The organism is Sphingomonas sp. GW821-FHT12D09 (genome assembly GCF_058807215.1).
Map to the genome: position 1 here is coordinate 1,734,486 of NZ_JBXAQL010000001.1, position 23,574 is coordinate 1,758,059.

At 62.6% G+C, this 23,574-nt stretch carries 18 protein-coding genes and 1 pseudogene; 7 read left to right on the forward strand and 12 right to left on the reverse strand.

Going from position 1 to position 23,574, the window contains the following annotated elements; all coding sequences use genetic code 11:
- Window positions 1–49: 49 nt before the first annotated feature.
- The 3 genes from AC1RPL_RS07710 to AC1RPL_RS07720 form a co-directional block, all read right to left on the reverse strand.
- Window positions 50–3,217 (reverse strand): TonB-dependent receptor, encoded by a 3,168-nt coding sequence (locus tag AC1RPL_RS07710; RefSeq protein ID WP_493068661.1) that lies wholly within the window; start codon window positions 3,215–3,217, stop codon window positions 50–52.
- A gap of 92 nt (window positions 3,218–3,309) precedes the next feature.
- Window positions 3,310–4,368, reverse strand: coding sequence for a FecR family protein (locus AC1RPL_RS07715; protein ID WP_493068662.1), 1,059 nt, complete (start codon window positions 4,366–4,368; stop codon window positions 3,310–3,312).
- Window positions 4,365–4,880, reverse strand: coding sequence for an RNA polymerase sigma factor (locus tag AC1RPL_RS07720; protein ID WP_493068663.1), 516 nt, complete (start codon window positions 4,878–4,880; stop codon window positions 4,365–4,367). The genes AC1RPL_RS07715 and AC1RPL_RS07720 overlap by 4 nt, the downstream gene beginning before the upstream one ends.
- A 132-nt stretch (window positions 4,881–5,012) precedes the next feature.
- Between AC1RPL_RS07720 and AC1RPL_RS07725 the strand changes: the two are divergent.
- From AC1RPL_RS07725 to AC1RPL_RS07735, 3 genes and pseudogenes are all read left to right on the forward strand, one after another.
- Window positions 5,013–5,336 (forward strand): annotated as a pseudogene (locus AC1RPL_RS07725) (MerR family DNA-binding protein); the annotation flags it as partial.
- Window positions 5,337–5,743: 407 nt separating this feature from the next.
- Window positions 5,744–7,372, forward strand: a complete 1,629-nt coding sequence (locus AC1RPL_RS07730) for a Na+/H+ antiporter (protein WP_493068664.1) — start codon at window positions 5,744–5,746, stop codon at window positions 7,370–7,372.
- Between the two features lie 116 nt (window positions 7,373–7,488).
- Complete coding sequence (locus tag AC1RPL_RS07735) at window positions 7,489–7,761, forward strand: UvrB/UvrC motif-containing protein (protein ID WP_493068665.1); 273 nt, start codon at window positions 7,489–7,491, stop codon at window positions 7,759–7,761.
- Between the two features lie 216 nt (window positions 7,762–7,977).
- Here the strand turns inward: AC1RPL_RS07735 and AC1RPL_RS07740 are convergent, their stop codons facing one another.
- Together AC1RPL_RS07740 and AC1RPL_RS07745 are read right to left on the reverse strand one after the other, a co-directional pair.
- Window positions 7,978–8,400, reverse strand: a complete 423-nt coding sequence (locus tag AC1RPL_RS07740; RefSeq protein ID WP_493068666.1) for a CsbD family protein — start codon at window positions 8,398–8,400, stop codon at window positions 7,978–7,980.
- Between the two features lie 335 nt (window positions 8,401–8,735).
- Complete coding sequence (locus AC1RPL_RS07745; protein ID WP_493068667.1) at window positions 8,736–10,967, reverse strand: L,D-transpeptidase family protein; 2,232 nt, start codon at window positions 10,965–10,967, stop codon at window positions 8,736–8,738.
- A 617-nt stretch (window positions 10,968–11,584) separates the two neighbouring features.
- On the opposite strand from AC1RPL_RS07745, the gene AC1RPL_RS07750 reads away from it, so the two are divergent.
- Together AC1RPL_RS07750 and AC1RPL_RS07755 are read left to right on the forward strand one after the other, a co-directional pair.
- The gene (locus AC1RPL_RS07750; RefSeq protein ID WP_493068668.1) at window positions 11,585–13,522 is read left to right on the forward strand and encodes a hybrid sensor histidine kinase/response regulator; all 1,938 of its coding nucleotides are present in this window, start codon (window positions 11,585–11,587) and stop codon (window positions 13,520–13,522) included.
- A 186-nt stretch (window positions 13,523–13,708) separates the two neighbouring features.
- Window positions 13,709–15,289, forward strand: coding sequence for a putative bifunctional diguanylate cyclase/phosphodiesterase (locus tag AC1RPL_RS07755; protein WP_493068669.1), 1,581 nt, complete (start codon window positions 13,709–13,711; stop codon window positions 15,287–15,289).
- A 1,614-nt stretch (window positions 15,290–16,903) separates the two neighbouring features.
- Here AC1RPL_RS07755 and AC1RPL_RS07760 read toward each other — a convergent pair.
- Together AC1RPL_RS07760 and AC1RPL_RS07765 are read right to left on the reverse strand one after the other, a co-directional pair.
- Window positions 16,904–17,161, reverse strand: coding sequence for a hypothetical protein (locus tag AC1RPL_RS07760; RefSeq protein WP_493068670.1), 258 nt, complete (start codon window positions 17,159–17,161; stop codon window positions 16,904–16,906).
- A 115-nt stretch (window positions 17,162–17,276) separates the two neighbouring features.
- Window positions 17,277–17,573 carry a hypothetical protein gene (locus AC1RPL_RS07765; protein ID WP_493068671.1) on the reverse strand — a complete coding sequence of 99 codons (297 nt, stop codon included), beginning with the start codon at window positions 17,571–17,573 and terminating at the stop codon, window positions 17,277–17,279.
- A gap of 366 nt (window positions 17,574–17,939) precedes the next feature.
- Between AC1RPL_RS07765 and AC1RPL_RS07770 the strand changes: the two genes are divergently transcribed.
- Window positions 17,940–18,143: a hypothetical protein gene (locus tag AC1RPL_RS07770; RefSeq protein ID WP_493068672.1), complete on the forward strand. Its 204-nt coding sequence runs from the start codon at window positions 17,940–17,942 to the stop codon at window positions 18,141–18,143.
- 223 nt (window positions 18,144–18,366) lie between these two features.
- On the opposite strand, the gene AC1RPL_RS07775 is transcribed toward AC1RPL_RS07770, so the two are convergent.
- Window positions 18,367–18,690 (reverse strand): hypothetical protein, encoded by a 324-nt coding sequence (locus AC1RPL_RS07775; protein WP_493068673.1) that lies wholly within the window; start codon window positions 18,688–18,690, stop codon window positions 18,367–18,369.
- 657 nt (window positions 18,691–19,347) lie between these two features.
- Window positions 19,348–19,746, reverse strand: coding sequence for a hypothetical protein (locus AC1RPL_RS07780; protein WP_493068674.1), 399 nt, complete (start codon window positions 19,744–19,746; stop codon window positions 19,348–19,350).
- Window positions 19,747–19,896: 150 nt separating this feature from the next.
- Here AC1RPL_RS07780 and AC1RPL_RS07785 point away from each other — a divergent pair, with 150 nt between their 5' ends.
- The gene (locus AC1RPL_RS07785) at window positions 19,897–20,235 is read left to right on the forward strand and encodes a PilZ domain-containing protein (RefSeq protein WP_493068675.1); all 339 of its coding nucleotides are present in this window, start codon (window positions 19,897–19,899) and stop codon (window positions 20,233–20,235) included.
- A 542-nt stretch (window positions 20,236–20,777) separates the two neighbouring features.
- Here AC1RPL_RS07785 and AC1RPL_RS07790 read toward each other — a convergent pair.
- The 3 genes from AC1RPL_RS07790 to AC1RPL_RS07800 all read right to left on the reverse strand — a co-directional run bounded on the left by AC1RPL_RS07790 (window position 20,778) and on the right by AC1RPL_RS07800 (window position 23,365).
- Window positions 20,778–22,070, reverse strand: coding sequence for a GGDEF domain-containing protein (locus AC1RPL_RS07790; RefSeq protein WP_493068676.1), 1,293 nt, complete (start codon window positions 22,068–22,070; stop codon window positions 20,778–20,780).
- A gap of 275 nt (window positions 22,071–22,345) precedes the next feature.
- The gene (locus AC1RPL_RS07795; protein WP_493068677.1) at window positions 22,346–22,573 is read right to left on the reverse strand and encodes a hypothetical protein; all 228 of its coding nucleotides are present in this window, start codon (window positions 22,571–22,573) and stop codon (window positions 22,346–22,348) included.
- Between the two features lie 438 nt (window positions 22,574–23,011).
- Complete coding sequence (locus AC1RPL_RS07800) at window positions 23,012–23,365, reverse strand: hypothetical protein (protein WP_493068678.1); 354 nt, start codon at window positions 23,363–23,365, stop codon at window positions 23,012–23,014.
- Between the last annotated feature and the right edge of the window lie 209 nt (window positions 23,366–23,574).

Genomic DNA, 23,574 nt, shown 5'->3' on the forward strand with positions numbered 1-23,574 from the left:
CGCAACAGCCCGGCGAAGCCCGGGTGCGTTGCGACGTCGCTTTCAGTCGTCAGAATTTCTGTGAGATGCCGAAATACCAGGTGCCGCGCCGGGGATCACCGAACTGGCTGTAGCTCGTGCCGTCGAAGGGCGGCTGCTTGTTGAGAAGGTTGCGCACCCCGGCGCGGAACTCGGTCTTCTCGAACAGCCGGTAGCTGCCATTGAGATCGAAATAGACCTGTGCCGGGATCATCGACTTGCCGAGCACCAAGTTGCGCTGGTGATCGGGGGTGAAATAATAGCTGTCATAGTAGCGCGCGGCCGCGCCGATGGTCCATTTGTCGCTGGCATAATGGATCGCCGCCGAGCCGCGCCATTCCGGCCCGCCATCGGCACCGGCGCCGAAGAACGCGGTGCCCGCGACGCCCGCCCAGTTGGTGATCGGCGCGCCTTCCGCGACCTGGACCTTGAACTTGTAGAGCCAGCTCGCGGTCAGGTCGAAATAGAGCGTCCCGTTGCCGACCGCAGTCTCGTAGCCGCCGTTGAAATCGAGCGCGGCGATATTGGCCCGGGCAAGATTGATAATCGTGCCGTCGATATAGGTGATCGGTGCAACGCTGTAGGCACCGAGCGCGCCGGTGCGGGTGAAGCGCTCGGGATAGGCGGCGAGGAACTGGTTGAACAGCGTCTGGGCCGCCGCATTGTACCCCGCCGAATTGGCGAGGAAGAGCGTCGAAGGCACGAAATAATTGTCGCGCTTGTCGGTCTCGGTCCAGTCCACCGACAGCCGCAGCTTCGGGATATATTGCGGCGTCAGCACGAAGCCCGCAGTGTAACTGGTCGCCTGTTCGGGCCGCAGGTTCGGATTGCCGCCGGTGAGGCCGGGCACGAAGGCCAGACCGCCTGGGATCGCCGGATTGCCGATCGATTCGTTGCCCCGCTGCGGATCCTGCGCGACGACGAGGAAGGAGCCGGCCGCCGACACCAGCTGATCGGTGCTCGGCGGGCGATAGCCGGTGGCATACGAGGCGCGCAGCATCAGGTCCTTGGCCGGCTTCCATTTCACGCTGTAGGTTGGGTCGAACGACGAGCGCGAATTGGTGCCGGACTTGATCACCGACGTCGTCAGCGGGCATGGCAGATCGAGGTCCGTTTCGGTGAGCGGGCGCCCGGTAAAGCTGTAGCAGGTGACGCTACTGACCGTGCCGCTGACTGAATATTTCTCGTAGCGCCCGGCGATCTGGAACTCGAGCGTGTTGAGGAACGGGATGTGGTTCGCTTCCGAGAAGATCGGAATCCGCCCCTCGAAATAGCCGCTGTCGGCCGAGACCACGCGTCGCGGGCGATAGCTGATCGAGGAGCCGGTAGCCGCGGAGCTGTACCCCACCGACCCCGGAAGCGTGGTGTTCACCCGCTGGAGCTGCATGGTAAGCGTGGGCTTGCCACCGGGCAGGCCGATCGGCAGTGGACCGGCAAGGCGCAGCGAGGCCGTCCGGGCGGTGGAGGGCACATTGTCCTGGAACGAGCCGAGATCGGTCAGCTGATAGGCGATCGGATAGGCCGCCACGTCGCGGATGATGTCGATCGCGCCGCTGCTCAGCCCGGTGATCTGCGAGCTGACGACGCGGCGCGGGCTCTCGCTGTCGAACGAGGTGCGGTTCCACGAATAGTCGACCGCGCCCGACCAGCCGAAGGGCAGCTTGAGTACGGCGCCGCCGGTCAGGCGGAGGCCCTGGGTCTTATAGTGGAGGAAATTGTCGGCATAGAGTGGCAGCGTCACCGCGATCGACTGCTGGAACGGGTTGTTTGGCGCCGTCGCCGCCAGCGTAATGACCGTGTTGTCGAGTATCTGATTGACAGAGGTGCCCTTGCTTTGGTCGCCCGCGGCTTCGACGAACAGGTTGAGCCACTTGGTCACGTCCTGCCGAATGGCGACGGTGCCCGAGATCGTCTCGACGCCGGTGAGCACGCGCGAATAGGCGCCGGCAACGCCCGCGCTGGTCTGCGCGGTCGGCGACAGATCGTAATTGTAATGGCCGGCATTGACGAGCAGTTGGGCGCCCACCGCCGTCGTGCCGAGAGCCGCGACGCCGCCCGAACCCGGGGCCACATAGGTGATCGCCGATCCGAGCGACTGGCCGCCATAGGCAGGCTTGAGCACTAGATTCGCGCCGGTGGTGCTGCGGATGTTCGGCGTAGTACCGAAGGGCACGACCGAGGGATTGGCGGCGATATAGAGCTTGCCGTAATCGGTCAGATAGTCCGCGTCCTTGAAGTAGAGCGGATTGGTCTTCTGCCAGCTGCCGGTGACCATCACGCGCGTGCCGCCGCCGAACAGATTGGCGCCGGCCGAGAAATCGACCCGGCCGTTCTTCGCCGCGCCATTGTAGCTGCTGCCCAGCGTGCTGCTGACCTCGATGCCGCGATAATCGCGCTTGAGGATGATGTTGACCACGCCGCCAGTCGCGCTGCCGCCATAGATGCCCGACGCGGCGGAGGCGAGCACCTCGATCCGCTCGACCGCGCTCAGCGGGATGCTGCTCACCATCGGCTGGTTGACGCCGCCGCCCAGGTTGATCGGCGCGATGCGGCGGCCATCGACCAGGATCAGCGTCTCGTCGGTGCCGAGGCCGCGCAGATTGACATAGCCCTTCTGCCCGCTCGATCCGCCCGTCTGCGTCATCGGCCCCCCGACATTCGAGTTCAGATAGTCGCGCAGGAACTCCTCGACATTGTTCGAGCCCGAGCGCTGGATCTCTTGATGGGTGAACACCACGAAGGGCTGGGAATCGTCCTCGGTGCGGCGGATGTCGGTGTTGAGCGTCCAGCCCTTCTGGCCGGTGACGAGGATTTCCGGCCGTGCGCCATGATCCTCGCTCTGGCTGTCGTCGTCGCTGACCCGCGCCGGACCGACAGGTTTGATCACGAAGGTGTTGGCATTGGCCTCGTCGAAGGTGAAGCCGGTGCCCGAAAGCAGGCGCCGCAGCGCATCCTCGACCTTCATCCGGCCTTTGATCGCGGTCGAGCGGGCCCCCATGACCTTCTCGCGCTCGAACATGATCGACTTGCCGCTCTGCCGCGCGAAGCTCTCCAGCGCGCCAGCGAGATCGCGTGCCGGAATCGAGAAGCCCGAAGCCGACTGCGCCATCGCGGGCACCGGCAGCGCCACGACGATCGCCGCGACCGAGCTGGTCGCCAACATCGAACCCATCAATTTGATATGAAGATTATGTCCCATCATTTCCCCCCGGAAATTTCCCCCCGGACCTGCAATGCAGCGTCCTGGGATTAGGACGTAGGCGGCGCGCCATTCCGAACGGCATGTGACATTTATTTTACAGATTTACCTGATTTTGTGTCCGCGCGCAGGCTGAGCAGGATCGAGCGGCCGGTGCGGCGGCTCTCCACCGGATAGAGGTTCTCGAGCGCGGCGACGAAATCCTCGGGCCGGTCCGCCGGGAACACCCCACTGACCCGCAGCGCGCCGACGCGCGGATCAGCATCGAGGTTGAGATCGGAGGCGCGGCCAAAGGCCCGCAGCGCCTCATCCACGCGATCGTCGCGCAGGATCACCAGCCCGCGCTGCCAGGCTGTCTCCTTCTCGACATCGCTGACCTTGACCGCCGGCTCGCCCGAGACCGGCGCGACGAACTCGTCGCCGGGCTGGAGCTCGGTGGTAGGAGCCAGCGCCGGGACCAGCCGCAACCAGCCGCTGCGCTCGACCGGATCGACGCGGACATGGCCTTCGACCAGCACCACCCGCACTTCGCCATCGGAGGCGATCTCGACGTTGAAGCTGGTGCCAGTGGCGGTGACCATCCGGTTGCCCACCGCCACCACGAAGGGGCGTGAGGGATCCTTGGCGACATGGAAAAAGGCTTGGCCCGAGAGCAGGCGGATCTCGCGGCGGTCGCGGGTGAAATGCGCCTCCATCACCGTCCCGCCGTTGAGCGCGATCTTCGAGCCGTCGGGCATTGTAACGTTGCGCCGGCCCACCTTGGCGGCGGTCAGCCGCTCGACATTGGCCATGCCGTCGATGTGCATCTGCGCCTGGGGCGGCAGCGAGGCGACGACCGTCATGCCGATCGCCAGCACTAGGCTGGCGGCGAGCGCGCCCGAAATCCAGTAGCGGTTGCGGCGGCCGAAGCGGGGCATGGTCTCGAGCGCGGTACCGCGCATCGCGAGCAGCTGAGGCCGCGACGCGAAGCCGCCGATCATGGCGTCGAGCGCCAGTTGCTGTTCCCAGGCCTCGGCATTGCCGGCATCCTCGAGCCAGCGGGCGAAACGCGGATCGCCGGCGAAGCGCTCGGGATCGACGGCGCGGCGCGTGGCCCACCAAGTCACGGCTTCGCTCCGGCTCAGCGGCGGCATGTTGCCCGCGGCCCTCACGAAAGGCGCTCCCGAAGATGGGAGAGCGCGCGGCTGATGTCCTTCTCCACCTGGCGCTGCGAGATGCCCAGGCGATAGGCGATCTCGCGCCCGGTCATCTCCTCGAACCGGTTCAGCACGAACACGTCCCGCGCGCGCTGGGGAAGTTCCTGGAGCGCGGCGATGAAGCCGGCATAGGCTTCGCGGCCGAGCAGCTCGCGCTCGGGCGATATCTCGTCAACCAGCTGCTCGTGTGGATCGGCCGCGCCGTGCAGGTCGATCGGCGGCCGCGACCGCACCCGCCGGGCGCGGTCGCGCAGCTGGTTCGCCGCGGCCTGGAACACGTAGCGCTCGACATTCTCTATTCCCTGCGGAGTCCCGCGCCGGCTGAGCGCTGCGAACAGCTCCTGGATGGCATCCTCGGCATCCGCCGGATTGCGCAGCCGCCGGACAAAAAACGCATAAAGCGCGGAACGATAGCTGGCCGCAATCGCCGCGACATCAGACCGCGCGGGTTCGAGAGCGGGCTTCATGGCCGGGCGGAACGACAAGAGTGCATCACTATTAGGACGCATGCTGGCGAGGTTTCCGAACGCCACAAGCGAAATTTCCCCGAGCGCATGCGGCGCCGGCAGCGGTAGGAGAAAGATGTTGCTCGCCGATCCAACGGCTACCGCGTCTATCCGCCGGACGCGCTGGTCGTGCTGGAGGTGATCGCCGCTGCGCAGGCCCCCGGCTTCAGTCTGGATGAGATACGCACGTTGATGCCGGCGGATCTCCAGAAGTGGGATCATGGCGCGCTGATGCTCACCCTGCGCACCAGGGTTGCCGAGATCGGGCGACTGCAGGAACGGTTGGCACGAACCAAGACCCGCCTCGAAGGCCTCATCGAGGAGATCGAGGCGCGGCCGGATGACATCGACTGCGCTGCGAACGCGCGCCGTGTGCTCTCGCGGCTGTTCGAGGATCCTGATGCCTCCTCGGTCTAAAGCAATTCGACGACCTTCCTGGCGGTAGCCTTTGCCGAGAACGGGTTCTGCCCGGTCACCAGCCTTCCATCCGCGATGACATTGGGGACGAACGGCAGGAGCGCCTTCTCGTAGCGTGCGCCACATTGCTGACCACATGGAGGATGCGCTTGCTCATCTACCCACACCGTAACGCTTGCTTCACACCAAGCTTATGACATTGAACCGAGGTTGAAGGTCAATCGCGTTGCATGGGGCTCAAAGAGCGTCCGCTTACGGATTCAACCGAAGATGGTTCGAACTCCGTATGTCCGGCGCCTAGCTGCGGGCCGCTATTTTTCGCGAAGGATATCACCGGACACGTTCCGCAAGAGGTTCCGTGATAGCGACCGCCCACAAAGGTCGATTGGTCAGAGGAAGGAAGCTAGTTGGAGACGATCACCCTCGTACTCGTCCTGCTGTTCGCCGTCGTGGTGAGCGGCGTGATATCGCGCGCCCTACCCCTCGCAATCCCGCGCCCCCTTATCCAAATCGCGATGGGTGCGGCCGTCGGCATGGTGGCACATTGGCGGGTTACTCTCGACCCCGAAATCTTCTTCCTTCTATTCCTGCCGCCGCTGCTGTTCCTTGATGGCTGGCGCATTCCGCGCGAGGAACTGTTCAAGGACGGCAAGACCATCGTTGAGCTGGCTCTTGGTCTAGTTGTGTTCACGGTGCTTGGCATCGGCCTGATGATCCATTGGATGATCCCGGCGATGCCCCTCGCTGTCGCATTCGCATTGGCAGCGGTGATCTCTCCTACCGATCCGATCGCGGTCTCCGCCATCGCCCAGCGCGTAGCGATTCCGAAGCGGATGATGCACATCCTCGAAGGGGAATCGCTGCTCAACGATGCTTCGGGTCTGGTCTGCCTGCGCTTCGCGGTCGCGGCAGCGCTCACCGGCACCTTCTCGATCCAGCATGCCGCGCTCAATTTCGTGTGGGTGGCAGCCGGCGGGATCGTAGTGGGCGCCGGGGTAACCTTCGCGGTCGTGCAGGCAAAGGGGTGGATCAGCGCACAGTTTGGCGAGGAGAGCGGCTCGCAGATTCTGATTAGTTTGCTCATCCCCTTCGCCGCCTATCTCGCTGCCGAACATCTTCATTGCTCGGGCATCCTCGCCGCGGTGGCCGCAGGACTAGCAATGGGCTTTGCCGAAAGCTCAGGCCAGGCGCTTGCCGCGACGCGCATCCGCCGCAACACCGTCTGGGACGCCATCCAGTTCACGGCGAACGGCATCATCTTCGTTTTGCTGGGCGAACAGCTTCCGCTAATCCTGGCGGGAGCTGCACAGACAGTTCGGCTGACCGGCCATGACGAGTTGTGGTGGCTCGCGATCTATGTTTTCGCTATCAACGCCGGCCTGGCGACGTTGCGGTTTCTGTGGGTCTGGTTGTCCTTCCGCCTCACATTGTTTCGCACGGGTGCGACCGGCCCGACGCCCAGCTGGCGAATTATCACCGCGATGTCATTCGCCGGCGTGCGGGGTGCGATAACCCTCGCTGGCGTCTTGACCTTGCCGCTGGCGATGAACGACGGCTCGCCCTTTCCGGCCCGCGATCTCGCCATCTTCCTGGCTATGGGGGTGATCATCGTATCGCTGATAGTCGCCAGCATCGGTCTTCCCTGGCTTCTCAATGGCCTGCAGATGCCGGCGGAATTGTCGCAGCAGGCCGAGATCGAGGCAGCGCGTCTTGCAGGCGCTCGAGCGGCGATCGCGGAGGTCGAGCGGATCGAACACGCGCTTGCCGAAGCTGAGGGCGATGCCGATCTTCATGTTGAGGTCGCAGCGCGGATCATGGATATCTATCGACGCCGCATTAAAACGCGCACGCTGGTCTCCGAAGACACGGCGCTGGCTAAACGCATCGATAAGCTTGAGCGCGAGCTTCGGCTTGCGGCGCTCCGCGCCGAGCGGGCCGAGATATTCCGCCGCGTGCGGAAGCGGGAGCTCGGGAGCGAGAGTGCGCGCAAGATGATACGGGAACTGGACCTCATGGAGACCAGGTATGCCGGGTAGGCGCGACGAAGGCACATGTCAGCCGAATGAACGCTTTTGAGAATGTCTGCGGAGCATTAAGATACCGGCATTAGGGCGCAATGCTGCCCAAAGTCGAAGCCGCGCGTTGAGCGGTGATGACCGAAACAATCGAAGATCTCCAACGCAAGATGAACGCTGCGGCGAGCGCTCTCGATTTCGAGGAGGCGCGGCGTATTCGTGACCGTATCAACCTGATGCGAGGCGGAGCGAGTGCTGAAGAAGCCACACAGGCCGACACGTCGGGTTTGGTCCGCCAGCAGCCGGGGGCCATGGGTCTTGGCACGAGCCGGCAGCGACCGGTTATTCCGCCAGAGTGGAAGCCGCCGCCGAAACCCGATCTCAAGACGCCCGGCCGGAAAGGGAAATAAGGATCGATGCCGCAAGTGCCGCCGTGCTGACATTGCTTGCCGAACGCGAGCCGGGAGCAGCGATTTGCCCAAGCTCGACAGTATGACAACGGCAAGCGCATCGCTATCCTCGGCACTACGCGCGCTCATCGTGACGAGGCCGCCGAGCAGGCTGACAGATCTTTATGCGGTGATTCATCTCGCGTAGCAGGATCACGCGGCCGCTGCGCGGCTGCTTTAGCTCGGTGACATCACGCGCGATCCTGGAGGCGCCGATGATCTCGCCGGTGCATTGCGGACTGGCGATACGGTCAACGACACGTCGAGCAGACTTCGACCGCGGACGGGCGCCGGTAGTGTTGCTTCCAGATCAGAAGGTAGCTCGACATCCTGGCCGGCCAGCTGGAACTGCCTGCCATCATCCATCCCGAACGACGCCCAGGGCCGTTCGCGCGCGAATTGCTTCGCCTTGTCTAGAACCGGCTGCCCGTCGGCCGTGACCGCATCGCGCGCCGCACCGACGATCTTCTGCGCCTTGCCACCGAGTTGATCGACGATACCCTCACCCTGGAGGCTCGTATCGCCAGCCACATCGCCAACCGTTTCCTTGACTTTGCCGGCAATATCGCTTCCTTCGCCAACGAGCTTGTCCTTGCTCATGTCGTCCCTCGCTTCGGTAGTTTTACCTCGTGCCCGTGATGGAGTGGCGTGTCATTGCCGCTGGCGAGCGTCCGCGAACGGTATTTGCCCCCGCTCTGAGGCGTCCCGCCCGCACCAACGCATCGGCTTAGTCTCGGACCCACAGGATTGTCGCCGCCACCGAGCAGTCCGACAAGGCCCGCCCAAGCCGCCGTTGCCTCCGGCGGCCAGGATCGCTCCCAGCATGCAGCCCAGCAAGCCGTTCGGCCCACCGCCGCTCCCACCCTGCGCGAAGCTTCGCTGGCGATGTCTGCGCCGGCACCGAACACGCCCAGGATTTGCAGGTCTGCTTTTTTCTACGGTCCGATATCTCCCGCACCATTCTTCACCCGGCGCTCCCGGCCGACCTTGAAACCGAGGGCTTCGGCAACCCGATCGTTCCACCCGTAGGGATCTCCCCGCATCACGAGCGCGCCCTCGGGATTGAACACCACCGTTTGATAGAGCAGCCGCACCGGAATCTGGCGCGGCAATTTTACGAACGTTTCCTCGGCAGTCGCGCGCGCCTGCTGCCACTGGTCGAGCACGCCTTCGTCGCGTGCCAGCATCTCGGCAAAACCAAGCGCGTCGTCGACGCGGACGCAGCCATGGCTGCGCTGGCGCTGCACTTCGGTGAATAGCTGTTTGACTGGTGTATCGTGCAGATAGATCGAGTAGGGGTTGTCCATGTCGAACTTGACCAAACCGAGCGAATTCTTCGGGCCCGGCTGCTGGACGATCTTCCCGTTCTTCCAGGTCATGTTGTTGCGGCGCAGATAGCTCGCGCCCTTGCTCACGATTTCCTTGCTCGTGATCGAAGCAGGCACGGTCCACGTCGGGTTGGCGACGAGCTTGACGATCGGCGAACCGAGTTGCGGCGTCCCGGAATCGGGCTCGCCCACGATCACCTTGCGTGAATCGGCGATCTTCCCGTCACGCCAATAGGTCAGGCGGGCAGCGGCGACGTTGACGTCAATGCGGGTTGCCGGCGGGTCGCGCTCGAGCCAGCGCAGTCGCTCCATGTTGACCGCGATCGCCCGCGCACGATCGGCATCCGAGAGGTTGAGGATCTCGAGCGCATCGCTGCCAATGGTGCCATCCGGGTCGATGCCGTAGTCGGCCTGCATGCGCTGGACGGCGCGCGCCATCTCCGGGGTGTAGCGCTCGCCGTCCGCAGCACCTTGGTCGAGATAGTCGAATGCAACCAGCTGACTGGCGATAGCGGGGATGCGCTTGTCGATCACACCGGGCTTCAGTGGCTCGCTGATCGGCGGGATCGCCGCGGGCGCTGCATTATCCTGCTTGCGGAGCGCCAGATAGGCTTCGGAGAGCTTACGGTAAATGTCATCCTGGGGTGCCAGGCTTTCCAGCCATTCGCCGATTTTGCCTTCCTTCAGCGCCCGGGCGAGGCCGGCGCGAAGATCAGGCTGCGGGCGCGGCACGGAATAGATTGTGAACAGCTTGCCGGGATCGCTCGCGCCATGCGCCAGAGCGCCGGCGTAGGAGAGCGCCTGCCCGGTCAGCCTGGCATTGTCGATCGCGCCTCCGCTATCGGCATCGCTCCCGAACTGCTTGCGATCGAGCCCGTGCGCGGCACGCTTGCCGATCGCTTCCCGAAGCTGGCGTGCCGCGCTGTCGCTCCATCGCACCTGCTCGAGCGTGACGCCGCTATCCCCCTGGCCTGCGGTCTTTTCGTCAGGGCCGCAGGCGGACAAAACCAATGAAACCGCCAACAGCGATGAACTGACAAGACCACGACGCATCCATTTCTCCTTGCCCCGCAGCGACCAGGGTGGCGATGGAGATACATGCCAAGGATGAACCGCTGATTTCCAGCATATTGGTAAGGCGGGATGCACATGATGCTCGAGGATCATCGCGCTGTTGTCCCACATCAGAGCCCGCGTCGCGGAGCGCTTCGAACGCCCCCGGATTACTACGGTGCAGCGCGCTGCTATTCCTGGGTGGCGCAAAAAACGGTGTTTCGAATTCGACCGCGCGAGTGCGATCTCGGCTGGAACGTCCGCTACGCGCCCACTTCTAAGGAATTCGTATACCTTTGCGGCGACATCCGGTCGTGTCCGAAGCCATTGGAATATCCCGCCGTGCTGCGCGAGATGGGCGATAATCATGCGTGCATTTGGAAACAGCGGCAGCATGGACAGTGTTTTCTCGATGGGCGTGGACGGATCCCAGTCGCCCTGGACAAACAGGATTGGCGTCGGATCCATTTTCCCACTTCCGGAACGCATCTCCCCTGCGTCGGCGACTGGCCACTCGCCTTTGGTGGCAAGATAGGACGCGAAGTTCCAACTGCCTAGCAGGGGTAGCGCCGGATCTGTCTGCAACAGGCTGACGCGCCTGCGCCCCGCGTTGTCATGGTCGAGGACGATATCGAGCATGGTCAGGCCCGGCCCGCCGGCCAGGAGGAAAATGAGGGTGCGCCCGTCGGATGCCTCGCCCGTACGCGCGAAGCCGACGCCGATCAGCCTGCTTTCCGGTCGGGAGCGGTTCTCAGGGACGTACAGCGTGCCGATCTCGTAGGGCATTTTAGAGCCGTCGATCGCCGTGGCAACCGCAGCCTCAATCTGATCCCGCCCGCTGTGTGCCGTGCCTGAGCCAGAGCAGTCCACCTATTACCAGCGCGCTCACCCAGATCGCTGCTGCAAGCACATTCGCCCATGTCAGATGCCTGGACCGCACGATGCCCTCCAACAAGGCGATAGCGCGACAGCTCAAGCCTTGGCGGGGATACTTGGCGCCACATCGTTCATCCTGCGACTTCGACGGGGATCTCGCAAGGCATCTTACCCGCTGGGATGCCTGCCGAACAGGCTTCGTTCCAAATAGCGCCCCCTCACGGGCCGGCATCGCGCACCTCGACTTGCAAAGCCCAGCCTTGGCACCTGGCGATCCCGGCTGCCCGCCCCCTGTCGCCACTCACGTTGATGGACATGGTTGTCGTGGGACATATCGCACTTTTCTCCTTGGCGCCGCACCTGCGAAGCAAGTGGGGAACCAGCCGCGCAAAGAGCCGTTCGTGCCTCGTGTCGCAGCGCACGGCACAGGATTGGTTGCAGGCTCGCCCTGCCAGCTTGGCTGAACGGTGATTTGGGATCAGGCTGGCGTGTCGCCCGGGCCTGCGGTAAGAAGAGTAAGAGGGGCTGTGGCGGAACCAGACCATTTTTCCAACGCGGACGGCAAGTTCGAATTGCTCGTCCAGAGTGTCACCGACTATGCGATCTTCATGCTCGATCCCCAGGGGATCGTAGCGAGCTGGAATCCCGGCGCCCGCCGGTTCAAAGGATATGAGGCCGACGAGATTATCGGCCAGCATTTCTCGCGCTTCTACACGCCCGAGGATCTCGAGCGTCAAGTTCCTCGGATCGCGCTGGAGACCGCCGAGCGCGATGGTCGTTTCGAAACGGAAGGCTGGCGCGTCCGCAAGGACGGCACGCGTTTCTGGGCGAATGTCGTTATCGGCCCGATCCGGCACCCCGATGGCAGCCTCGGGGGGTTCGCGAAGGTCACCCGAGACCTCAGCGAGCGGCGCGCAGCGGAGAAGAAGCTGCGCGAAAGCGAGGAGCGGTTCCGCCTGCTGGTGCAAAGCGTTTCGGACTATGCGATCTACATGCTCGACACCGACGGGCGGGTCAGCAGCTGGAACTCGGGCGCTGCGCGCTTCATGGGCTATGCCGCCGACGAGATTATCGGCGAGCACTTCTCTCGGGTCTACACGCAGGACGACCGCGATGCCCGCGCGCCCGGTGCCGCGCTGGCGGCAGCGCAGAGCGATGGTCGGTTCGAGGCGGAGGGTTGGCGTGTCCGCAAGGACGGCAGCCGCTTCTGGTCGAGCGTGATCATCGACCCCATCCGCAACGATGCCGGCGAGCTGATCGGCTTTGCCAAGGTCACCCGCGATCTCACCGAGAAGCGCGAGATTGAGGACAAGCTGCGCCAGTCGCAGAAGATGGAAGCGGTCGGCCAGCTAACCGGCGGCCTCGCCCACGATTTCAACAATCTGCTCACCGGCATCAGCGGCAGCCTTGAGATGATGCAGGTGCGGATGGCGCAGGGGCGCACGGCCGAGTTCGATCGCTATTTCCTGGCCGCACAGGGGGCGGTCAAGCGCGCAGCAGCGCTCACCCATCGTCTGCTCGCCTTCTCACGCCGGCAGACACTTGATCCGCGCCCGGCCAACGCCAACCAGCTGTTGAGCGGGATCGAGGAGCTGATCCGCCGTACGATGGGCCCGAGCATCGAGGTCGAGGTGGTCGGCGCCAGCGGCGTCTGGCCGATCCTGGTCGATGCCAACCAGCTTGAGAACGCGATCCTCAACCTGTGCATCAACGCGCGCGATGCGATGCCGAACGGCGGCACGCTGACCATCGAAACCGCCAATAAATGGCTCGACGAGCGCGCGGCTCGGCAGCACGATCTGCCGGTCGGACAATATGTCTCGCTATGCGTGACCGACACCGGCACCGGCATGACTCCGGAAGTCATTGCCAAGGCGTTCGATCCGTTCTTCACCACCAAGCCGATTGGCGAAGGCACGGGGCTCGGTCTCTCGATGATCTATGGCTTTGCCCGCCAGTCTGGCGGGCATGTCCGAATCTATTCGGAGGTGGGGCAAGGCACCACGATGTGCCTGTACCTGCCGCGACATAACGAGGATGTGGAGACCTACGAGGAGTTGGAGCTTGCAACCGCAATCCCGCCCGCTGGCGAAGGCGAGGTAGTGCTGGTGGTTGACGACGAGCCTACGATTCGAATGCTTGTCGCTGAGATCCTGGGCGAGTCCGGCTATTCGGTGATCGAAGCGCCCGATGGGCCGACGGGGCTACGCGTGCTTGAATCGAACACGCGCATTGATCTGCTGATCACCGATGTGGGCCTGCCCGGCGGCATGAACGGCCGCGAGGTCGCTGAGGCTGCGCGGGCAAGCCGTCCTGACCTCAAGATCCTGTTCATCACCGGCTATGCCGAGAATGCGGTGATCGGCAGGGGCCGTCTCGAACCCGGCATGTTCGTGCTCACCAAGCCATTCCAGATCGAAACGCTGGCCAGCCGGGTCCGCGAGATTCTCGAAGCGCAGCGTTGAGCTGATCGTATGAGACCGACGAACGCAGCCCCGAAGCGCTTCAGAAAACAGCGCGCCTCGACCAGCGAGAACAGGCGAGCCAGCGCGTCCAATTCGATGACAGGCCGCTGAAGGGTTCTAAAAGCTTTAACTCTAATGCGATAGAGAGGAATGCGAGGAGCCAATGCTCTGTTGAGGGCATGACTGATGGATTTCGCCGCGATCAGGAGCTTCATCATTCGCAATCGCGTGAGCCTCCAGGACCTGGGGATACTGATCGCCGCGTTGCTGGTGGCGACCTATGTCGCCTTTGATGTCGACATCTTCATGCATGAAGGCCAGCTGACCCCAAAGCGTGCCCGCATCGAGATCGACGAGATCGCGCTGCTCGGCGTGCTGCTCGCGGTGGGGCTGCTGATCTTCGGCTGGCGGCGCTACCGCGAGCAGAAGCGCGAAGTGAAGCGGCGCATGGCCGCCGAGGCGCATGCCCGCGAGCTGGCTTATCAGGACGTGCTGACCGGATTGCCCAACCGCCGGCAATTCGACGAGGCTCTGAAGGCGGCGTTCGCCGCGCCACCGCGCGCCGGTGCCGCGCATGCGCTCTACCTCCTCGACCTCAACGGCTTCAAGCAAGTCAACGACGTGCACGGCCATGGCGCCGGCGATGAGGTCCTGATCGTGGTCGGCCAGCGCCTACGCAGCGCAATGCGCGATGGCGACATGATTGCCCGTTTCGGCGGCGACGAGTTCGCGATCCTCGCCCACCATCTGGCCGGCCCAGAAGCCGCGGCCAACGTCGCTTTGAGGGTGATCGAGACGCTGAAGGCGCCGATTTCGGGTGGCGAGGCGATCCACCATGTCGGCGCGGGCATCGGCATCGCCTTGCTACCGTCCGACGCTGACACGCCAGAAGAGGCGATGCGCAAGGCGGATGTGGCGCTCTACCGAGCCAAGGCAGAACGTCGTTCGGCGCTGCGCTTTTTCGAACCCGAGATGGACCAGCAGATTCATGAACGCGAGACGATGGAGCGAGCGCTCCGCGAAGCGCTAGCAGTTGGCGCGATCCTGCCGGTTTTTCGCCCAACCTTCGATTTAGGCACGCATCAGGTCGTGGGCTTCGAGGCATCGCCCCGCTGGGTTCACCCGACAATGGGCGAAATCGCACCCGAGCGCTTCATCGCGATCGCCGAAAAGGCCGGGCTCATTCACGATCTCGCCGAGCATCTCCTACGGAGCGCCTGCGCGGCCGCGGTCGCGTGGCCAGCACATGTCCAGCTGTCCGTCGATATCGTGCCGTCGCAGCTCAAGGACGAGCTGCTTGCGGCGCGGATCGTCCGAATCCTAGCCGAGACCGGGCTATGCGCCGGAAGGCTGGAGGTCGAAATCACAGAGAGCGCAATCGTCGCCGACCTCGAAGCGGCACGGCAGACGTTTGGAACGCTACGCGCCGCCGGCGTGCGCATCGCGCTCGACAATTTCGGGACGGGCTATTCGAGCCTCTACCACCTGCGAAGCTTCAAGCTCGACAAGATCAAAATCGATCGCAGCTTCATCGAAACGATGCGCATGGAGAGTGAGAGCGCCTCGATCGTCAACGCCTTGGTCGGCCTCGGCCATGGGCTGGGGCTGACCATCGCCGCTGAAGGCATTCAGGACAGCGAGCAGGAGCGCGAGTTGCTCGGCACCGGCTGCGAGCAGGGACAGGGCGACATGCTAAGCCAGCCAGTGCCGGCGGCGGCGACCTTGGATTTCTTCATAGCGCCAGAGACGAACCCCGCTATCGGCTGAGCATCTGCTACCCGCACCCTCCTTTGGACGACGTGCACAGCCGCAACCGCCAGGATACAACCTACGATCCCCGCTCTGGCACAAGGGTAAGGCAGTGGGGGCATATCCAATCAATGATCGGCGCGCCGGACTTGGCAGCGAAGGGAGGCGCAAACTCAAGCCGGTCGTCAGTTTTCGAACCAGCTCTGGCGAGTGGGAAGGCCCTTCCTGCTTCAACGATGCACCCGTTCTTCAGATAGATCGGCACGAGGATATCATCCGGCACCTTCATCAAGCGAGACGAAGACAAGGTCGTTGAGGAGCGGCATGATTCCGAAAGACATAGAACGCGGCCTCGTGGAGGGAATACTGAATGCACCTTCGCTCCGGCAGGAAAGTTGAAGCGCTTCGGCCTTGCATATCAAGACAAGCCTGTCGCATTCTCAGACGACGGGAATGATCGAATGAAGGATGACGAAGTTGCCGCTTCCTGGGCGGCCCGTTTGGATGCCGGCAATTTAAGCGAGCAGGATAGGCAGGATCTGGACAAATGGCTTGCCGAGCGGCTGCGGCGACAGGGCGCTCCCTTTCGTGCCCGTGGCACCTTCGGTCTCGGCAATATGGTCCGCAGGGGTAGGAAACGGGCAAAGCCAACCTAACCACGCGGCATCATCCTTATCGTGCTTGGGTTTTTTCACCCGCTGCTCCCGTGCCTGGATCCGGGGTCGCAGGCGCATCTTCCGCTTCGGGAGGTCGTCATCGCTGAGGTTTGGTTTCGCCACTGCAGTGCCTTGCGATCACGGCAACATGGGCGGCTATCGGCCTACGGAATCGTTAGCGATAGCCCTTGATCGAGTTATTCGGCGGCAACCGGGTTTTTCAGGATAAATCTTATTCAACGCGCTAATCTCGCTACATTGATACGCGCACGAGTTGGACATCTTCGCGAAGTTGCTCTAACCGTAATTTCCGGCAAGTTTAGTGCGCTTCTATAGCCCCTTAAGCTATGTGCGCCAGCTTCTGAAGCTTCGAGCCCTCCTCTAATCGTGCTGCCAACCACGTGGCGTGATAGCTATGGCTGCCAAAACCTTCGGAGGCTTTGACGGCGCCGTCCATGTTTTCTCGGGCGTTCTCTGTCGGCTTCGCGCCTAACCCGGAATGGGGTGCGATAGTGATGGAGGAATTCGATGCCGGCTCGTCCGCAATCCTCGGCCACTGGGGGCGGAAGTCAAAATCGAAGCTTCAATCCGCACTTTCCCGGCCGCCGCCTCGGTGAAGCAGCGCGGGTCCTGACGGCAAGCCATGACCGCAAGCTGTGTCTATAGCGACCCGACCCCATCAGTGACCGAGATCGCTGGAGATCGGGCGTATGAAGCTGTTTAAAACGCTGGAGGAAGATCCACGGCGTGGACCGAAAACCCTATCCGGCTTCTGGCTCATTCAGCCGCTATGGCTTCGCATTTCCGTTGTCGCGGCCGCTACCACGATCGTTGGCTATAATTTCCTTCCAGAGCCTATCCCAAGGGTACTGGCATTCATGCCGTTTTTCTTGTGCCGCTTCTATCAGCAATCTTCATGTTGCTGGATAGAATGCATATGTGAGCGGGACGCGAAAGCTGTATGCCTAAGCGCGTCTCAGGCGAATGGGCTCACCCTATTGAATGCCGCCAAACTGGTCGTCACGGTCTGCAAGTCGCTCCAGGTCCTCGGACAGCTCTCGTAGTGCAGACTGGTCAGGGTCAGCTGAAGGATTTCGTGCTCGCCCGTGCGCAACTGCTCCGTCGTTGTTGGGTATTTGAGTTGGAGAAGCCCGCGCATTGGCGACGCGCCGACGCGCCAGCCCTTCAAGGGGCAGACCAGGATATCCCCGTCGGACGTCATCCAATCGTCCATTTCTCGCCCTTCCCTCGTGTGAGATCAAGAGCTTAGCCTAAGGAAGCCCAGCCAAGGAAGGGGACGGCACTGCCGATGGTCGACGCCATGATTACGACGAGCGCGCCCGCTCGCGTCAGGAGGGCAGCATCGGGCCTTGTTTGAACTGGGTCGCGGCGATCACGACGTCGATCTGATCGAAGAGCCTGTCGAGATGATCGGCAGCCTGCGCAAATAGCAATCGGCTGATCTCCCGATCTTCATTGTTCCCCGGCGCCGGTTGATCAAGAAGCTGCCGCTTCATTTCCTCGCGAACCGCGTTAGATGCCGCCATAGGGTCGGCTTCCCGCAGGAATCGGCTGGCATAAATCTGGGCGATCGCAATGCGCGAGGCGAGCAATGCCCCCGCCATTTCCAACCCGAAATCGTTCATCATACCCTCCTCACTCTTGATCCGCGGCCTTCGGGGAAGCCGAACGTCCAACATGACCTTCTCCCACAACGCTGGTTCCGAAGGATTTGCCCAAATGCGGAGCGGCAATCGCTTACCGATTCATGGCGTGGCCAAGACCCACGACGGCGCAACCTGTTCGAATGTCCCGATCGGCGAATGCGCCGCTTGCACCGATGCGCCCCTTCGAGACTTCCGGTGCACTCCATGGCCCTCATGATGTAGATCAGCATCGCAGCTGCAACGTCAGTCTAATGCACCGGCTCGTCGCAATCATCCACTCTATCGCGATCTCGCTCGCACCGAATTACGCTGGCAGCGGGTTGTACAGGCCGAAGGAGAGCATACATGGCAACTACCCCCCCGAATGAAGAGCCCGGCTTCGAACGCGATGAGGATGAGCTGCCCGACGATCGGGACAACGCCTCGCCGGACACGCTTGAAGACGGCCCGACCGAGGACGATAATGCCGACGGTACCGATACCGGCGTCGATACTGACGAGGCGCGGGACCGGGATACCGAGCAACCGCAGCAAGGCGGCTACCAGTGAGGGAGCGGCGAGCACCAAGCTCGTAGTGTTCAGCTTTTTCGCTTCAATAGGCAGATTCGCTTCAACAGACAGACAGGCGCGCCGCTCTCTCACAGGGCGGCGCGCTTCGCGTGCTGCCCGAGCCGCAGAAATCCTACTCGGCCAACTTGGGCGTGGGCGCTGCGGTAGCGGATTTAGCGTTCAACTATTGTCGCCGGAATAAGCTGCGCAAAATCCCACAATATCAGTGGCTAGGTGGAGCCTGATCCTTCGTTTCCGTCGAGCGAGCGATGTTCTCGGTGTCGGCGGCGCCCTCCTGCTCGACGGTCACGGCGTCCGACATGTCATCTCGGGATTCGTTCTCCAGCGTCTCGCGGCGGGCGCCATTGGCGTAGGCTGCATCCGAATTGAGGATCTGAGCCTCTTCCGCGAGATGTGTGGCACGCGTGTCCGCATCCTCGATCGTTTCATCGGCGGCCACGGCCCCATTTGCCGCGGTCTGGTCGGCATCCGGATGATTGCATGCCGAAAGCAAAAGCGCTCCTGCCAGGAAGCTCGTAATGCGCAATGATAACACTGGCGCCCTCGCTTTTAGTGCTACATAGGCGTTGGGAGGCGTGTACACGTGTCCTGTCCGCAACCTCGGGACGATAAGCATTAAAATGCTTGAAAAATCATGACGATGTCCCTGCGGCTCATCTGCCCCGCGCTGAAGCATGTGTACGTAGTTTGGCTGGCACCGACTACGGCGAGACTCGGTTGCGTTAGCCTAGCAAAAGGGGGATCCCGGCCCTTCTCAATTGCCGCTCTTTGAATGCGCAGTAAAGCTGAGCGATGGATGACACGCGCAAGTTCAGGAAGTCGGGTGGCCTGCCTCGGCAGTTTCGAGTTCCTCCGCCTACCGTGAATGGAGCCATTGCGCTTCCAGCGCGACGGCGGATTGCTGGAACGCGCTTTCCCGCGCCAAAAATGTCGAGAAGGGTGGCTCGGGGTTCGAGTGTATTCCATACATCAACGAGGGCGGCGTCATAGTGCGCGATCCGCATGGGTGTGAGGTCACAGGCATCCATGATAATTCGGAGATCATCATCGACAAGGAGGGCAGTCGAGCGTCTGGGATATCAACCTGGGGCGCTCAACCTGCACATGAGCGCATTCATTCGTTATATTGACATTCGTTATATTGATTTAGTCACTGAGGCACGAAGTGGCCCCCGGCTCCTGATCAAGGTCGCTCGCGATTGCCGGCCTTGAGCCACACCACGATTTCCTCCGCGTGCCGACGATCGCAGTTCGGCTCACGAGCGAGGGTGATCACGGCTCTCATATGATCCTGCGCGGCAAGCACCGCCAGTTCGTCCAGCGACTTGGGATACCTGCGCAGGACGAGAATGGCTCGCATGCGCAATCCCTTCTCCTCCTCGACCCGCATGACCAGCGCGCGCTTGTGGATCACTGCGGCCCTGGCCATGCTAACGCCGAGCGCATCCCCGATGGCGTGGTAAGTCGCGCCTTCCTTGCGCATCTGAAGCGCTGTCTCGTATCGCTCTATCATCCGGCCTTTATAGATGGCTGGGCAATGTGTGTGTTGGGATAGTATCGCCGTGGCGGTGCCAACCGTCACCAAGCCAGCGCCCTGGCTCTGCTGCGTCTCATCCAACGGGTGGGCCGCCGCCAGACCGTGACTTTAAGCCTTCGGCAATATCGAAGGCATATGCCAATTTGAGCGACGGCGTTCTCACAACCGTTCAGCACCTGATTACGAAAGACGCGAGTGGAACATTTCAATCCGGCCCAGGCACTACGTGCGAGCAAGCTGACACCGCACGGCCTGGACGGCCGAAATGGACTCCGGTTGCGCGTCGAACTGGAAGTGGTCCTGAGCGGCTCGCGAATTGGGCGAAAGACGGTCGAGCTGCGCGACCTCTCTTCCTCGGGCTGCCGGATTGCATGCGTTTCGAACTACGCGGTGGGAACGAACGTGATTGTTACCGTGCCGGGCCTATCGCCAATCGGCGCGCAGGTCCGATGGTGCGACCTGGCTTCCTGCGGACTCCAGTTCAATCGGCCGATGCATCCCTCCATCGTCGAGCGCATCGCAGAAAAGACTTAGGCTCAGCGGCGAGCGGCGCGGGGGCGCCCGTGGGTTAGACCGGAAATCTGGCGACGCTGGTAATAACCAGCGCCCCATATGGTCAGAATGGCCGGTTCTCATCATTCTGATTGTTCTTGCGGGCGGGACGTTCTCGCCTGGCAGCCCGCTCATTCCTCCGCGTCCAATGATTGTATCGCACGTACCAGGCGGTAGCGACGGCCGCGACGATCAAAATGGCGATGATCGCATACGCGATCTCCTGTCGGGGCTCGATGGTAAATACCTGGCTTGTGAGGACTAAAAGCGAAAAACGCATAACCCTGGTACAGTGTCCATGCAGCCGACGAATTACTCCGGTGCGACTCCGGCAAACCTGTTCGCCTCCCACTATGTTCGGCGCTTGCCGTGTTGATTGGGGTTGGCGAGTTTTTTGCCCGTTTCAGGCTTGTACCGTGTCCTCCGAAGGGAGACCCCGCGAAGTGATGGCTGCTGACAGAAAGCACCGGATCGAGCTTCGGTGCAGGGTCCGCCCCAACCGCAGGTATCGACGGCAACGATTGTCAGGAAGCCATCGCCAACTGGCCAGGCGGCGGGAGGAAGGCATGCGTGATTCCATCGATCACAGTCGCGCCGCAGATGCGATTTCGGCCGCTATGCTTGGCGGCGTAGCAGGCCTCGTCCGCACGCTGCAGAAGCGAAATCAACGAGTCTCCCGGCCTCCATTCCGCAACGCCGCCGCTAAGCGTCGCTCGTGGGAGCCCGTTCTGGGCACTCGCCAAGGCGACTCGGATGACCTCGGCTTTGAACCAAGCCGCATCGTGTCCGAACCCCGGAAGCATCAGGGCAAACTCCTCGCCGCCGATGCGACCCACCACCGCGCCTACGGGTGCCATGCGGCGCAACAGTTCACCGAAAGAAGCGATCAGCGCGTCGCCTATGGCATGGCCGTGGTCGTCGTTGATCCGCTTGAAATGGTCCAGGTCGAAGAGCACCGCACACAGCTGAAACTGCCCCTCGCCGGCGCGAGGGATCAGAGTTCGGGCGCGGCGATCGAAGCCGCGGCGGTTTGAGAGCATGGACAAAGCGTCCGTCTCGGACGCGCTCTGTTCGTCTCCCACCGCCTTCTGCATACACAAAAGAAGGATCCCCAGCCCCGCCGCGACCAGCAAAACAGCGGTGCTTGCCTGGGACAAGACTGCATAGGGGCTGTGCACATAGTCCGTAGCGGTTTTCCCCGAGCCGAAGGCTATGGCGATGAAAGGCTTGATGAGAAACTGGATGGCGATTGCCGCGAACAGCCATGCCAGCGCCGTGCGCAACGTTGCCTGACGCCAGAATCCCGCAGCCGTGCGCGCGGCTAGCAGGGCAGCAAGCGTGAAAGGCAATTGGTAGGCCAAATCATAGGCGAGCGTGTTGCGAGTGCCATGCCAGATTCCTACGCGCAGCAACAGGCCTGACAGGAGAATGACGAGAAAGGCTTTCCAGGGCCGAGGTTCCCCGTAGAGCGCCGCGAGCCCGATCGGGATTAGCAGCGGCCCCCCGAGAAAGCTCGCATAGCTCGTAAATGCGAGGACTTCCGGGGACGGAGAAAGAGGCAGCAGGAATTCGCTCAGGGGCGTGAGAAGTCCCACCCCATATGCCCCGGCGAACCACAAGGCTGCTCGCTCGCCCGATGCGATGAGCGCGATGGCGATGAAGGCAAGGGCGAAGAATCCGGTAACTAGGACGTTGACGAGCAACAGCAATGCAGCGCCGGTCATTGGAAAATCCACGCAGAAATTTGCCCCGCCCTTCTTTCCCACGATCTCGTTACCGCTTTGTAAAGAAGGCATGCGAAGCAGCGGCGGCTTCACTCGTGGCCCGGCCGCGGCAGCGCCCCCCCTTCAGCCTTCACATTTACATGATTGCACATGCGGGATTTTATCCCATATGCGAGTTCGGGCATGTTTCCAAATCGCATGGAGTCCCGCGGATTCTCCCTGTCGATCCTTGTAGAAGTCGCGGTTCCGGCCTGAAAGCCTCGCCGAAATGGGACCCGCGGCGCATCTCTTCAATTGGAAAGCCGATGCTAAGCTTCAGGCCGCTACCTTGCCGGGATCATTCAGGGTTGCGCATAATTGGCGCCGCATCAACGAAGCGTCCGCGTGACTAGGGCGCCACGATCGGCGTCGGTTGCGCGGGGCCCTTGGTCCCCGCTTAAGGAGCGGCCGATCGCCTTGAAGATATTGCCGACTGCCTTCACCTGCTTGGACAGAATGACGCTTGGCGCACGCAAGGTTCCGCCGACTGCCACAGAACCGGGCAGGCGCAGCACGGATTTCTGCTTTGGAGCGCCGGTTAGCGTCAGCGCCAGCATCTCGCCGGGAAAGCTTAACGTACCGGTGCCAATCGATTGACTGAGTGTCGTGTCTATAGTCAGGTCGGCCCGCCCCCGTGCCATCATTGACCACGAAGCGGGCGACGGCACAACGCAGCCCGGCTCGCTTGTCCTCACCGGTCGTCACCCCTCGCGCGATGTCGAAGCCGAGTAGCGAAGCGATTTTGGCAGGCAGCGCGCCGTCGCGTGCAGCGCGCCCGATCGTGCCATGGGCGTTGCCGACCGCTTCGCGGATCGTGCGGCCGGGCCCGGTCAGCCGGACGCGACCGTCAGCCGGGCATCAACATCGCTGCCGCCGGCCAGCGCGCCGAGAGTGCTGTTGCGCATGGCCAGTCAAGCGTGACCACCGGGACCGTGCGCGCGCCTCGCTGATCGACCGTCACTGTCCCGGCGATCATACCCCGCTTCAGGCAATAGTCAGCGCACCGTCATAAACCGATGGTCGATCGTCACCTTGCCCGCCACGCTGGTGAGCGAAGACGATCGCCGCTCGTTGACCAATTGTCGCACCGCGAATCTGATCGTGCCATCCGTGTTATTGAGCTTCCCGAGGTTAATGTGTGTATTGGGCACGATCTTGAGCCCTTGTGACTGTTCCAACGCAACCGCCCGGGCATAGCCGGCACCGAAAGCGAAATCGTCTAAGCTCGCCCGATTTGAGATGACAGTCCCCTCAAGCTTCGCCCGCCTTGCCAATATTTCAAATCGCCGGCGCGATTTTATTTCATCGGAATGATCCAGGTTATCGTATTGCGGGATCGATTCAGGCACTGTCCGCCCAGCCCGCCCCAGAGGCGTGTGGCCGGAAGTCCCTCCTCCCATTGCTCCGGCCACTGTTCCCGGCACTGTCCGTGGAGCCGCTTTCAGATCGGCTCGAACAGACGCTGCACGGGCGCCGACCGCCGCTCCCCGCACCGAATGAGCTAATGCAATCGCCGCTCGCCATGCGCAAGCCGGCCGCGACGTATCGCGCAGGCCGC

Coding starts and splice junctions, on each gene's coding strand:
- AC1RPL_RS07720 (WP_493068663.1), bottom strand. CDS start 4,880: ATGAAGCCCGCTCTCGAACCCGCGCGGTCTGATGTCGCGGCGATTGCG.
- AC1RPL_RS07770 (WP_493068672.1), top strand. CDS start 17,940: ATGGCAACTACCCCCCCGAATGAAGAGCCCGGCTTCGAACGCGATGAG.
- AC1RPL_RS07755 (WP_493068669.1), top strand. CDS start 13,709: ATGGATTTCGCCGCGATCAGGAGCTTCATCATTCGCAATCGCGTGAGC.
- AC1RPL_RS07735 (WP_493068665.1), top strand. CDS start 7,489: ATGACCGAAACAATCGAAGATCTCCAACGCAAGATGAACGCTGCGGCG.
- AC1RPL_RS07760 (WP_493068670.1), bottom strand. CDS start 17,161: ATGGACGATTGGATGACGTCCGACGGGGATATCCTGGTCTGCCCCTTG.
- AC1RPL_RS07745 (WP_493068667.1), bottom strand. CDS start 10,967: ATGCCCTACGAGATCGGCACGCTGTACGTCCCTGAGAACCGCTCCCGA.
- AC1RPL_RS07740 (WP_493068666.1), bottom strand. CDS start 8,400: ATGAGCAAGGACAAGCTCGTTGGCGAAGGAAGCGATATTGCCGGCAAA.
- AC1RPL_RS07795 (WP_493068677.1), bottom strand. CDS start 22,573: ATGCTGGCGCTGACGCTAACCGGCGCTCCAAAGCAGAAATCCGTGCTG.
- AC1RPL_RS07765 (WP_493068671.1), bottom strand. CDS start 17,573: ATGAACGATTTCGGGTTGGAAATGGCGGGGGCATTGCTCGCCTCGCGC.
- AC1RPL_RS07710 (WP_493068661.1), bottom strand. CDS start 3,217: ATGGGACATAATCTTCATATCAAATTGATGGGTTCGATGTTGGCGACC.